The following is a 12,652-nucleotide window of genomic DNA, read 5'->3' on the forward strand; positions in this document are numbered from 1 at the left end:
CCCGCCATGAAGTCCATTCTCGCCACCGTCTCCATCGCGGCCCTCGCCGCATCGACGCTCGCGGCACAGGCCGAGGACCGTCTCAGCGCCGTCCACGCCTTCCCGACGACGCTGATCTACACCCAGAGCTTCCTCGAATTCGTGGAGAAGGTGAACGAGCGCGGCGAAGGCGTCATCCAGATCGACGTCCGCGGAGGCCCCGAGGCGATCGGCATGTTCCAGCAGGCTGACGCCGTGCGCGACGGCATCGTCGACATGGCCTACGCGCCGGGCTCGTTCTACGGCGGCGCGCTGCCGGAGAAGGACGCGCTCGTCGCCTCCAACATCACCGCGATCGAAGCGCGCGAGAACGGCGGCATCGACCTCATCAACGAGATCCACCAGGAGAAGATGGGCGTCTACTATCTCGGCTGGTTCGACTCGGGCGTGAGCTATAATCTCTGGATGGTCGACGAGCCGAAGTTCACCGCCGACGGCAAGCTCGACCTGACCGACGTGCGCCTGCGCGGCAATGCAGTCTACAACGCCTTCTTCACCAACTACCTCGGCGCCCAGGTCATCGACCTGCCGACGACGGAAGTCTATTCGGCCCTCGAGCGCGGCGTCGTCAACGCCTCGGGCTGGACGCAGATCGGCCTCGTCGACCTGAAGTGGGACGAGTTCGTGAAGTATCGCGTCGCGCCCTCGTTCTTCTCGACCGACCTCGGCGTGATCGTGAACCTCGAATCCTGGAACGCGCTTTCGGACGAGGCGAAGCAGATCCTCCAGGACGTCGCGATCGAGCACGAGCGCTCCTCCGTCGAGGCGCTGCGCCAGCGCCGCGACGAGGAGTTCGCGACCCTCGCCGAGCGCGGCATGACGGAAGTCTCGCTCGAAGGCGAGGCCGCGGCCGAGTACCTGAAGGCGGCGCGCGAGGAGACCTGGGGCCGCATGCGCACCCAGATGGAAGGCCATCCGATGGGCCTCCAGCACTACGACACGCTGATCGGCCTGTTCTACGATCTCGAGAAGGCCGCCGCGCAGTGATGCGCCGTGCCCCCGCGCCGTGAATCCGCGCGGGGGCGCCCGCTCCCCATCCCCGCTCGAGGGACCTCGATGCGCCTCCTCATCCGCCTCTACGACGGCGTCGTCGACCTTATGGCGCTCGTCGCCGCGATCATGCTCGTCTGGCTGATGGTGGCGATCGTCGTCTCCGTCGGCATGCGCAATGCCGGCATGCAGCCCTTCGCCTGGCTCTTCACCTCGACCGAGTACGCGCTCCTCTACATGACCATGCTCGGCGCCCCCTGGCTGGTGCGCCGGCGCGGCCACGTCCACATCGAGCTTCTCACCGCCGCACTTCCCGAGGGCGTGCGCCGGATCGTCAGCCGCGGCATCGCCGCCGCCTGCGTCGCCATCTGCGCCTACCTGGCGCTGAAGGGGTTCGAGCTCGTCCAGACCAACCTCGCGCGCAACGATTTCGACGTGCGCGCCTATTTCTTCCCCCGCTGGCTCCTGACGATCGCCTTCCCCGTCGGCTTCGGGCTGATGGCGATCGAGTTCTCGCGCTTCGTCTTCGGTCGCGAGCTGATGCACTCGGGCGAGGCGGGGATCCACGAATGAGCGAGTGGTACGAGGCGCTGGCGCTTCTGCTCGGCACCATCATGGTGCTGATGGCGCTCGGCATGCCGGTCGCGATCGCCTTCCTGGCGGCGAACATCCTCGGCGCCTTCGTCTTCATGGGCGGCGAGCGCGGCGTGACGCAGCTCCTCAACAACGGGCTCGGCGCGCTGACGAGCTACGCGCTGGTGCCGATCCCGCTGTTTCTCCTGATGGGCGAGATCTTCTTCCATACCGGGCTCGGTGCGCGGATGTTCAACGCCATCGATCGCCTGCTGGGCCGCCTGCCGGGGAGGCTGTCCTACGTGACCGTGCTCGGCGGGACGGGTTTCGCGACATTGTCGGGCTCCTCGATGGGATCGACGGCGCTCCTCGGCTCGCTGATGGTCCCGGAGATGAACAAGCGGGGCTACAAGAAGCACATGTCGCTCGGGCCGATCCTCGGCACCGGAGGCCTCGCGATCATCATCCCGCCCTCGGCGCTCGCCGTTCTGCTGGCGACGCTCGCCAAGGTCGACATCACGGCGCTCCTCATCGCGGGAATCATCCCCGGGCTGATCCTGGCGGCGTTCTATCTGGCGACGATCTGGCTGCAGACCCGCATCGACCCCACGGCCGCCCCCGCCTATTCGGTCGAGGAGATCCCGTTCTCGAAGAAGCTGGCGCTTCTGGTCCGCGACGTCGTGCCCATGGTCGGGCTCATGGCGGTCATCATCATGATGATGCTCGGCGGCATCGCCACGCCCTCCGAGGCCGCGGCGTTCGGCGCGCTCGGCGTGCTCGTCCTCGCCGCGATCTTCCGCACGCTGTCGATCCAGGCGATGATCAAGTCCGTCACCGGTGCGCTGAAGGTGACGCTGATGGCCTATCTGATCGTCTTCGGCTCCGCGACCTTCAGCCAGCTCCTCGCCTTCTCGGGCGCCTCCAGCGGGCTGATCCGCTGGGCGACGGGTTTCGAGCTCGAGCCGATCGTCATGCTGCTCGTCATGTTCGGCGTGCTGCTCGTTCTGGGCATGTTCATGGAGCAGATCTCGATCATCCTGCTCACCGTGCCGGTGTTCTTCCCGCTGGCCCAGGAGCTCGGTTTCGACCTCGTCTGGTTCGCGCTGATCGTGCTCCTGTCGCTCGAGATCAGCTTCACGACACCGCCTTTCGGGCTGCTGCTCTTCGTGATGAAGGGCGTCGCGCCGCCCGGGACCACGATGCGCGACATCTATCTCGCGGCGATCCCGTTCATCCTCTGCTCCCTCCTGGTCGTCGCGCTGCTGGTGATGTTTCCACCGCTCGCGCTGTGGCTTCCGGGCTCGTGAGGCGTCGCCCGCGGCGCCCCGGAGATCGACGTCACGAGGATGCTCGCGCGCAGGGTCGTCAGTCGGCGCGTGCATCGAGCGTCGGCGCGGCGCGATCGACCTCCGGCGCCGGCGATCGCTGCGCCTCGTCCGCGACGAGGGCGTCGGCGATCAGCTCGGCGAGGCAGGCGTAGCCGGCGTCGCTCATGTGGAAGCGATCGCCGGCGAGCATCGCCGCGAGCCGATCGTCGACGCGCTCCGCCCAGGCGCGCATGACGTCGTAGCGGCGCAGCACCGCGACACCGCGCGCGCCCGCCAGGTCCGAGACGAGAGCCACCGTGCGCTCGTAGGCCGCGCGGTCCGGGATGCCCGGGAAGTATTGCGGGTCGACGACGAGGAGCGGCACGCCGGCATCGCGCGCCGTCGCGACGCCACGGTCGAGCCGCCCGGCGAGCTCCGCCTCCGGCACGCCGCGCAGCGCATCGTTCGTCCCCACCTGCCAGATCACGAGGTCGAACCGATCCGCGGCGACGAGGCCGGCGAGCCGGTCGAGCGTCGCATCCGCGGTCTCTCCCGGAACGCCGGCGTTGACGACGGTGACATCGCCGTGCGGCGCATGCGCGCGCAGAAGCGCTTCGAGCCGCGCCGGGTAGGCGTGGAGCGGCGACTTCGCGCCCGTCCCGAAGGTCGAGGACGAGCCGATCGCGAGGACCCGCCACCCGCGGCCGGCGGCGTGCGCGTCGAGCCGCGGCAGCGTCTCCGCTCGGATGATGGCGGTGATCTCGGCGCAGGGCGCGGCGTGGGCCGGCATCGGCCCGAACGCCACGACGCCGGTCAGGATCGCGGCGGGCGCGAGGAGCGCGAGGAAACCGCGCGCGAGGAGACGGTGCGTGAGGAGACGGGCACGGGCGCCGACGCCAGATGGAGCCGTGCCGGCTCGGGCTGCGCCGCGGCGGTCGAGACTGGAGAGGACCATTCGCGGACGCGTACCAGCAGGACGAGGAAGCCGATCGAGGCGAGCGTGTATAGCATCGCGATCACCTGCACGCCATCGAGACGGCCTTCGGCCGCGATGATGGTCAGCGCCTGGCCGAGCGCCGCGAGCATCGAGCCGGCGACGAAGACCGGCAGCCCGTGGCGGCCGAGCCGCGTCAGCTCCGCACCGATCGGGCCGCGCCCGACGGCGTCGGCGACGCGCAGGGCGACGAGCAGATAGGCGAGCGCGGCGAAATGGACGATGCGGCCGATGCCGAGCTGGTTCTTGCCGAGATCGAGCCACGGCATCACGTCGCCCCGCAGCCCGGGGAGCGCGCCGAACGCGTCCGTCACGACGATCCAGGCGAGCGCGACGATTCCGGCGCAGGCGCCGACGACGACCGACGAGCGCTGCGGCGCGGCGCCACGCCAATGCAGGCCCGCGGCGATGCCGAGCGCGAACAGGAATTGCCAGGTCGACGGATCGAAGAACCAGCCGCCGGCCCCCTCCGGCCACGACGGCGGCTCGATTGGCAAGGTCCGCCCGGCCAGGTAGACGGCGAGGGCCACGGCGAGCATCACCGCGGTGCCGAGGCGACGCGCGACCAGGAAATAGGCCGGCGCCACCAGCATGAGGACCACGTAGAGCGGCAGGACGTTGAAGTAGCCGATCTGGTAGGTCAGCGCGGCGAGCCCGACGAGCGCCTCCGGCGTCGCCTCGAAGGCGGGCGCGCGCCCGTGCGCGGAGAGCAGCTCCTCGTGCCCGGTGAGGACGTACAGCGCGGCGAACGACACCAGCGCGAAAGCCGTCAGCGCGAGATGCGTCCGATAGAGCGCGCCGGCGCGCGTCAGATTGCGCCGCGCGGCCGGGCCGATGCCGTCGCGCGCGATGCGCGGCCCGTAGATGATCGCGAGCGCCAGCCCGGAGATGAAGACGAAGGCCTCCGCCGCATCGGAGAAGCCGACATTGCGATGGGTGAGGTGCTCGAGGCCGTTGCCCGGGATGTGGTTGACGGTGATCGTGACCAGCACGAGCCCACGCCAGAAATCGATGGTGTCGCTTCGCCGAGACATCGGTCCTCCCGGGCCACCCGGGCGGTTCTCGCCCGCGCATGAACGCACGGCCTCGGGTTCGGGTTCGAGGAAGCCGCGGGTGCTCCACGGCGCGCGAGAGTGGCGGCGAGGCTCGGGGAGTGCGCCAGCGCCACCTCGCGCGTGAGGATGCGGCCTCGAAAAATACGAACATATGTTCGCACTGTAATTCCTCCGCCGGGCCGCTGGCTGCATCTGGTTGCCGGCCTGGCACACTTCTCTTGCTGCAGGCGGCGATTTTTCCACGAGTAGGGGCTGGACAGCGTCGCCGCGGCTTGTAGTGTTGTGCGACATGCGGACGTAAATTCGCATTGCGAACAAAATGGGCGCGACGGTATCGGCAGCACACGCTCCCGACCGGCCCGCCCGCCTCGCATGCGCGTCGTGGGAGAGGGGACATGAAGAGACTAGCAAGTGCCGTGGTGATGGCCGCCATGCTCGCATCCGCGTCGGTGGCGGCGCAGGAGGTGCTCACGATCGGGGTGCGCTCGGAGGCGAGCTCGCTCGATCCGCACTGGACCCAGCTGTCGGCCGACCTGCAGGTGCAGGAGCACATCTTCGAGAAGCTCGTGAACCTCGATTCGACCTCGCAGCCGACCCCCGGCCTCGCGGTCTCGTGGGAGGCGATCGACGACACGACCTGGGAATTCAAGCTGCGCGAGGGCGTGACCTGGCACGACGGCGAGCCCTTCACAGCCGACGACGTGATCTTCTCCTTCGACCGCCTGCGCGGCGGCATCGAAGGCGCGCCCGCGAGCCCGGCCTTCACCCTCGACAAGGGCGGCAAGACCTGGGAGAAGGTCGACGACCTGACGGTGCGCGTGCGCACCGACGGCCCCTACCCGACCGTCGCCGAGGACCTCGCCATGGTCCCGATCGTCGCGGAGCACGTGGCGCGCGGCGTCACGGCTTCCGTGGACTTCAATTCCGGCGACGCCGCCATCGGCACCGGGCCCTTCCTCTACAACGAGTTTCGCTCGGGCGACCGCATCTCCGTCGTCAAGAACCCCGATTGGTGGGGCGGCGAGGTGCAGTGGGACGAGGTCGTGTTCCGGCCGGTCAGCCAGGACGCCTCCCGCCTCGCGGCGCTCCTCAACGGCGACGTCGACATGATCGACTATCCCCCCACCGCCGACCTGCCGTCGCTGCGCGAGAACCCGGACTTCACCGTCTCCTCGATCCCGTCGGACCGGCTGATCTACATCATGCCGGCCTATCGCGACGTCGAGGACTACGTGCTCGACAACGACGGCAACGTCATGCAGCCGAGCCCGCTGCGGGACTGGCGCGTGCGCAAGGCGCTCTCTCTCGCCATCAACCGCGAGGCGATCCGCGACCGCATCATGGGCGGCGCCTCCCTGCCGACGCGCAACGTGGTGCCGCCGGGCTTCTTCGGCTACGACGAGAGCCTGGAGCCCGATCCCTACGATCCGGAGGCGGCGCAGGCGCTGATGGCCGAGGCCGGCTACGGCGACGGCTTCCAGCTCACGCTGCACGGCCCCAACGACCGCTACATCAACGATGCGCGCATCGTCGAGGCGGTCGCCCAGATGTGGACGCGCATCGGCGTGAAGACCGCCGTCGACACGATGCCGCGCAACATCTTCTTCTCCGACCTGATCCGCGGTCACGCCGACAGCTTCCCCGGGCACGACGTGCCGAAATTCTCCATGTCGCTCACCGGCTGGGGCACGGTGGCGGGCGAAGCCACCTACACGGTCTCGGGCATCCTCGAGACCTACAACGCGGCGACCGGCGGCGGCAACGGCAACTTCGGCCGCTACTCCAACCCGCGCATCGACGCGCGCTCGATCCTCGCCAAGCGCACCATCGACCGCGACGAGCGCCTGCGGCTGCTGCAGGAGGCGATCAACATCGGGATGGAGGACTACGCGCTCATCCCGCTGCACTTCCAGGTGAATCATTGGGCCATGCGCCGCGGGCTGGAGCACGCCGCGCGCACCAACGAGCGCACGCTCGCCATCGAGGTGCGGCGGGTCGACTGACCCGTCGCCACCCTGATCCTCGCAAGAAAGAACGGGACGGAGCGGCTCCATGATCGGCTTCATCGCACGACGCCTCGTGCAGAGCCTCTTCGTCCTGTTCGTGATGACCCTGATCGTCTTCTTCGGCGTCAACGTCATCGGCAACCCGGTCTACATATTCGCCTCGTCGGAGTGCAACCAGGCTTGCGTCAACGGCATCATCGCCGATCTCGGCCTGGATCGCCCGGTGTGGGAGCAGTACTTCGTCTTCGTGGGCAATGCGCTCTCGGGCGACCTCGGCAACTCCTTCACCTTCGGCGTGCCGGCGATGAGCCTGATCTGGGAGCGCCTGCCGGCGACCCTCGAGCTCGCCTTCGCCGCCCTCGTCATCGCGCTCGGGGTCGGGCTGCCGCTCGGCATCCTCGCGGGCCTGCGGCCGGAAGCGTTCTCGAGCCGGCTGATCATGGGCCTCTCCACGCTGGGCTTTTCCGTGCCCGTGTTCTGGATCGGCCTCATCCTGATCATGGTGTTCTCCGTCCAGCTCGGCTGGCTGCCCTCCATCGGGCGCGGGGACACCGTCTCGATCCTCGGGCTCGAGGTGAGCTTCCTGACGCTCGACGGCCTGTCGCATCTCCTGATGCCGGCCTTCACGCTGTCGCTGTTCATGCTGGCGATGGTGATCCGCCTGACGCGGGCGGGCATGCGCGAGGTGCTGCACGCCGACTACGTGAAGTTCGCCCGCGCCAACGGCGTGTCCGAGGCGCGCATCCTCTCCGTCCACGTGATGAAGAACATCCTCATCCCGATCGTCACCGTGCTCGGCATGGAGTTCGGCGGCGTCATCGCCTTCGCCGTCGTGACGGAGTCGATCTTCTCCTGGCCCGGCGTCGGCAAGATGCTCATCGACGCCATCGCGGTGCTCGATCGACCGCTGATCGTCGGCTACCTCGTCTTCGTGGTGTTCATGTTCGTGATCATCAACCTCCTGGTCGACATCCTCTACTCCATCCTCGATCCGTGCGTGCGCCTGGGCGGAGGGCGTCGATGAGTGCCGGCACCGTCACCCGTCCGGACGGTGCGGCGCCGGGCGTGCCCGCGGCCGCACCGCGCCCCGCGAAGGCGAGCGCCGTCGCCGCCGTCGCGAAGGCCTACCTGCGCTCCGTCATCGCGACGATCGCCTTCGTCGTCTTCGCGTTCATCGTCGCCGCGGCGCTCCTCGCGCCCTGGATCGCGCCGCAGAACCCCTACGACCTCACCCAGGTCGACCTGCTCGACAACCTGCTGCCGCCGGGCTCGGAGAGCTTCTCGGGCCAGGTCTACTGGCTCGGCACCGACGGGCAGGGCCGAGACATCCTCTCCGCCATCCTCTACGGCCTGCGCATCTCGCTCCTCGTCGGCCTCGCGTCCGGCGTCATCGCGCTGCTGATCGGCGCCGCGGTGGGGCTGATCTCGGCCTATCGCGGGTCGTGGCTCGACGCGACCATCATGCGCGTCGTCGACCTGCAGCTCTCCTTCCCGACGATCCTCGTCGCGCTCATCCTGCTCGTCATCCTCGGGCGCGGCGTCGACAAGATCATCTTCGCCCTCGTCGTGGTGCAATGGGCCTACTTCGCCCGCACCGTGCGCGCGGTCGCGCTGGTGGAGAGCTCGCGGGAGTACATCGAGGCCGCGCGCGGGCTGAAGCTCGGGCACGTGCGCATCGTCCTCGGCCATCTCCTGCCGAACTGCCTGCCGACCCTCCTCGTCGTCGCGACCGTGCAGGTGGCCTCCGCCATCTCGCTCGAGGCGACGCTCTCCTTCCTCGGTCTGGGGCTGCCGCCGACGCAGCCCTCGCTCGGGCTGCTCATCGCCAACGGCTTCGACTACATGCAGAGCGGGCGCTACTGGATCAGCCTGCTGCCGGGCGTCGTCCTCCTCGTCACCATCGTCTCCATCAACGTCATCGGCGACCGCCTGCGCGACGTGCTCAACCCGAGGCTCGCGCGATGACCTCCGCCAGCGACTCCACGCCGACGCTCGAGGTCGCGGACCTGCGCACGGCCTTCTTCACCGAGGCCGGACGGCTCGACGTCGTCGACGGTGTGAGCCTCTCGCTGCGCCGCGGCGAGATCCTCGGCCTCGTGGGCGAGAGCGGCTCGGGCAAGACCATGACGGGCTTCTCCATCACCGGGCTGATCGAGCCGCCGGGCCGCATCGTCGGCGGCTCGGTGAAGCTCGCCGGCGAGGAGCTCGTGGGCGCGGATCGCGCCCGGCTGCGGGCGCTTCGCGGGCGGCGCATCGCCATGGTCTTCCAGGACCCGATGATGACGCTCAACCCCGTCCTGCGCATCGAGACGCAGATGACGGACGCGCTGCTCGCCCACGCCTCCGTCAGCCGCGCCGCCGCGCGGGCCAAGGTCCGCGACGCCCTCGCGGAGGTCGGCATCGCCGCGCCCGACGAGCGGCTGCGCGCCTATCCGCACGAGCTCTCCGGCGGCATGCGCCAGCGCGTCGCCATCGCCATCGCGCTCCTGCACGAGCCGGACATCGTCATCGCCGACGAGCCGACGACGGCGCTCGACGTGACGATCCAGGGCCAGATCCTCGCGCTGGTCCAGCGCCTGTGCCGCGAGCGCGGGACGGGGCTCGTCTGGATCACCCACGACCTCGCGGTCGTCGCCGGCATCGCGGATCGGATCGCGGTCATGTATGCCGGGCGCATCGTCGAGGAGGGACCCGTCGACGACGTCCTCGACCGGCCGGCGCATCCCTACACGCGCGGCCTCATCGCGTCCGTCCCGGTGCCGGGCCGGCGCGAGCGGCTGCCGCAGGTTCCCGGACGCATGCCCTCGCTGCTGGAGCTGCCGCCCGGCTGCGCCTTCGCGCCGCGCTGCGCGTACGCCGCCGAGGCCTGCCTCGCGCGCCCCGACCTCGTCCCCGTCGGCCCCGCCCGCGCGGCACGCTGCCACTTCCCCCTGGTCGAGACGGAGGCCGCGCGATGAAGCCGCCGGCGCTGATCGAGGCACACGGCCTCTCGAAGGTCTTCGGCGAGGGCCAGGACCTCGTCGGGCGCGTCCTCTCCCGCTTCGGGCTGGAGCGCCCGCCCCGGCAGGTCCACGCGGTGGAGGAGGTGAGCCTCGCCATCCGCGAGGGCGAGGTCGTGGGCGTCGTCGGCGAATCCGGCTGCGGGAAGTCGACGCTCGGGCGCATGATCGCGGACATCCTGCGGCCCACGGCCGGCGAGATCCTCCATCGCGGCCGGCCGCTCGGCGAGCGCCGGCGCGACAAGGGGGCGGGCCTCGCGGTCCAGATGATCTTCCAGGACCCGTTCTCCTCCTTGAACCCGAGGAAGCGCGTCGGCGCGCTCATCGGCGAGGCGCCCAAGGTCCACGGGATCGTGGCGGCGGACGAGCTCGACGACTACGTCGAGAGCCTGATGGAGCGCTGCGGCATCGACCTCGCCTACAAGGGCCGCTTCGCGCACCAGTTCTCCGGCGGCCAGCGCCAGCGCATCGGCATCGCCCGCGCGCTCGCGGTGAAGCCCGAGCTCCTCGTCTGCGACGAGGCGGTCTCGGCGCTCGACGTCTCGATCCAGGCGCAGATCGTCAACCTGTTCATGGACCTGCGCGAGGAGCTGGGGCTCACCTACCTCTTCATCAGCCACGATCTCGGGGTGGTCGAGCACGTCTGCGACCGGGTGCTCGTGATGTATCTCGGCCGCATCGTCGAGAGCGGCCCCGCGGCCGAGCTGTTCCGCGCGCCGAATCACCCCTACACCAAGGCGCTGCTCGCCGGCGTGCCGCGCATCGAGCGCCGGCGCACCGTCTACGCGCCCATCGAGGGCGACATGCCCTCCCCCCTGGCGCCGCCGCCGGGCTGCCGCTTCCATCCGCGCTGCCCCTTCGCGACGGCCCGCTGCCGCGAGGAGACGCCCGCCCTGCGCGAGGTCGCGCCGGGCCGGCTCTCCGCCTGCCACCTCAACGACACACCCGCTTGAACCCGAGGAGACCTGGAATGGGCGCCTATCAGGAGCGCATGGAGAAGTTCGCCGCGCTCGTCGCCGACGGAGCCGACATCGCCTTCGTGCCCATCGGCACGGATCTCGACTACCTCACCGGCATCCACCGCGACATCCCCAACTACGGCCGCAACCTCCATCCCGGCATGTGGCTCGAAGGCGCCTGGATCGTGCCGGGCCGCGCCCCGATCCTGACGCTGCCGCGGATGACCGTGGAGTTCGGCGCCGCCGGCGGCATCGAGGCATACGACGTGCGGGTGCTCGGCGACTGGGACGACCCGGCGACGCTCGTGAAGGGGATCCTCGCAGAGGCGCGCCTGCCCGAGCGCCCGCGCATCGCGGTCAGCGACGACACCGAGGCCGAGAGCCTGATCGAGCTCCAGGGTCTCCTGCCGGACGCGCGCTTCGTGTCGGCGACGCGCATCCTGCGCCGGCTGCGCACGATCAAGAGCCCGCAGGAGATCGAGACGCTGCGCGCGGCCGGCAAGATCACCGAGGACGCCTTCACCGCGGTGATCGGCAACCTCAAGATCGGCATGACCGAGCTCGACGTCGTCGCCGAGGTCGACTACCAGATGAAGAAGCGCGGGTCGCTCGGCCCCTCCTTCACGACCTCGCTCTACAATACCGGGCCCAACCACCCGATGCTGTTCGGGCGGCGCCTGCAGAGCTGGCCGCGCGTGCTCACGGCGCCGGTCTCCGTGCTCTTCGACTTCGGCGCCGTCCACGACGGCATGTGCTACGACTTCGGCCGCACCGTCTCCTTCGGCGCGCCGAGCGACGAGCAGATCAAGGTCCACCGGCTGATCATGGACTCGCAGGCCGCCGGCATCGCAGCGCTCAAGGCGGGTGCCGTCACCTGCGAGGAGGTCGACCGCGTCGCCCGCGCCGTCATCGAGGACGCGGGGTACGGCGCGTTCTTCCGCCATCGGCTCGGCCACGGCATCGGCTGGGACGTGCACGAGCCGCCCTTCCTCACCAAGGGCGACACGACGATGGTGGAGGAGGGCATGATCTTCACGATCGAGCCCAGCATCTTCCAGGACCGGAACTTCTCCGCCCGCGTGGAGGACTGCATCGTGGCGCGCCCGAACGGCGGCGAGGCGCTGACGACCGGCTTCCAGGACCTCATCGTGATCGAGTGACCCTCGCCGGCCGCGCACGCTCGTGCGCGGCCGGTCTCGTTCCACGCGCCCATCGGAGCCCGAATGCCCGACGACCTCGCCGCCCGCCTCGCCGCTCTCGAGGATCGCGCCGCCATCGCCGACGCGATCCACGCCTATTGCTGGCACTTCGACCGCAACGAGCCCGACGCCGTCGCCGACCTCTTCACGCAGGACGCGCGCGTCGACTACGGGCCGGACGCGCCGGATCTCCACGGGCGCGAGGCCGTCCGCGCCGCGGTGAGGAAGGGGCTCGCCGAGACCTTCGCCGCGACCAGCCACCATGTCTCGAACATCCGCATCCGGCTCGACGGGGACGAGGCGACCTCGACCTGCCTCCTCTACGCCTGGCACCGCTACCGCTCCGGGGCACCAGACGGGGAGTTGTGGGCGCAGTACCATCACCGCTTCGTGCGCACGTCCGACGGCTGGCGGATCGCCGGGCTCGTGCTCAAGGCCGCGGGGATGACGCATTTCCATCGGGCACGCATGCACCCGATCGGGCGGCTTTGACGCGCAAATCGCGTCTTGCGCCCGCGAGCCGCTCCGCTA

12 protein-coding genes are annotated in these 12,652 nt (G+C 69.8%); 10 read left to right on the plus strand and 2 right to left on the minus strand.

The features are described 5' to 3' along the window. Positions 1–6: 6 nt before the first annotated feature. The 3 genes from dctP (at position 7) to ACTZWW_RS00575 (ending at position 2,909) form a co-directional block, all read left to right on the plus strand. The gene (gene dctP, locus ACTZWW_RS00565) at positions 7–1,026 is read left to right on the plus strand and encodes a TRAP transporter substrate-binding protein DctP (RefSeq protein ID WP_444778973.1); all 1,020 of its coding nucleotides are present in this window, start codon (positions 7–9) and stop codon (positions 1,024–1,026) included. A 69-nt stretch (positions 1,027–1,095) separates the two neighbouring features. Continuing rightward, complete coding sequence (locus ACTZWW_RS00570) at positions 1,096–1,602, plus strand: TRAP transporter small permease (protein WP_444778974.1); 507 nt, start codon at positions 1,096–1,098, stop codon at positions 1,600–1,602. Beyond that, a complete protein-coding gene (locus ACTZWW_RS00575) occupies positions 1,599–2,909 on the plus strand; it encodes a TRAP transporter large permease (protein ID WP_444778975.1) in 1,311 nt (436 codons plus the stop codon). The genes ACTZWW_RS00570 and ACTZWW_RS00575 overlap by 4 nt, the downstream gene beginning before the upstream one ends. Before the next feature lie 58 nt (positions 2,910–2,967). On the opposite strand, the gene ACTZWW_RS00580 is transcribed toward ACTZWW_RS00575, so the two are convergent. Together ACTZWW_RS00580 and ACTZWW_RS00585 are read right to left on the minus strand one after the other, a co-directional pair. Beyond that, complete coding sequence (locus ACTZWW_RS00580; RefSeq protein WP_444778976.1) at positions 2,968–3,699, minus strand: SGNH/GDSL hydrolase family protein; 732 nt, start codon at positions 3,697–3,699, stop codon at positions 2,968–2,970. Between the two features lie 23 nt (positions 3,700–3,722). After that, a complete protein-coding gene (locus ACTZWW_RS00585; protein WP_444778977.1) occupies positions 3,723–4,937 on the minus strand; it encodes an OpgC family protein in 1,215 nt (404 codons plus the stop codon). 416 nt (positions 4,938–5,353) lie between these two features. On the opposite strand from ACTZWW_RS00585, the gene ACTZWW_RS00590 reads away from it, so the two are divergent. The 7 genes from ACTZWW_RS00590 (at position 5,354) to ACTZWW_RS00620 (ending at position 12,613) form a co-directional block, all read left to right on the plus strand. After that, positions 5,354–6,961 carry an ABC transporter substrate-binding protein gene (locus ACTZWW_RS00590; protein WP_444778978.1) on the plus strand — a complete coding sequence of 536 codons (1,608 nt, stop codon included), beginning with the start codon at positions 5,354–5,356 and terminating at the stop codon, positions 6,959–6,961. A 49-nt stretch (positions 6,962–7,010) separates the two neighbouring features. Beyond that, on the plus strand, positions 7,011–7,988 hold the full coding sequence (locus ACTZWW_RS00595) for an ABC transporter permease (RefSeq protein ID WP_444778979.1): 978 nt from the start codon (positions 7,011–7,013) through the stop codon (positions 7,986–7,988). Further along, a complete protein-coding gene (locus ACTZWW_RS00600) occupies positions 7,985–8,929 on the plus strand; it encodes an ABC transporter permease (RefSeq protein WP_444778980.1) in 945 nt (314 codons plus the stop codon). Before ACTZWW_RS00595 ends, ACTZWW_RS00600 begins: the two co-directional genes overlap by 4 nt. Beyond that, positions 8,926–9,921 carry an ABC transporter ATP-binding protein gene (locus ACTZWW_RS00605; protein WP_444778981.1) on the plus strand — a complete coding sequence of 332 codons (996 nt, stop codon included), beginning with the start codon at positions 8,926–8,928 and terminating at the stop codon, positions 9,919–9,921. The genes ACTZWW_RS00600 and ACTZWW_RS00605 overlap by 4 nt, the downstream gene beginning before the upstream one ends. Further along, complete coding sequence (locus tag ACTZWW_RS00610) at positions 9,918–10,916, plus strand: ABC transporter ATP-binding protein (RefSeq protein WP_444778982.1); 999 nt, start codon at positions 9,918–9,920, stop codon at positions 10,914–10,916. Before ACTZWW_RS00605 ends, ACTZWW_RS00610 begins: the two co-directional genes overlap by 4 nt. A gap of 17 nt (positions 10,917–10,933) precedes the next feature. Continuing rightward, positions 10,934–12,082 (plus strand): M24 family metallopeptidase, encoded by a 1,149-nt coding sequence (locus tag ACTZWW_RS00615; RefSeq protein WP_444778983.1) that lies wholly within the window; start codon positions 10,934–10,936, stop codon positions 12,080–12,082. Positions 12,083–12,145: 63 nt separating this feature from the next. Further along, entirely contained in the window at positions 12,146–12,613 is a 468-nt protein-coding gene (locus ACTZWW_RS00620) for a nuclear transport factor 2 family protein (RefSeq protein ID WP_444778984.1), read from the plus strand. Positions 12,614–12,652: the final 39 nt, after the last annotated feature.

It is taken from the genome of Salinarimonas sp. NSM (assembly GCF_052380005.1).
Lineage (GTDB): Bacteria > Pseudomonadota > Alphaproteobacteria > Rhizobiales > Beijerinckiaceae > Salinarimonas.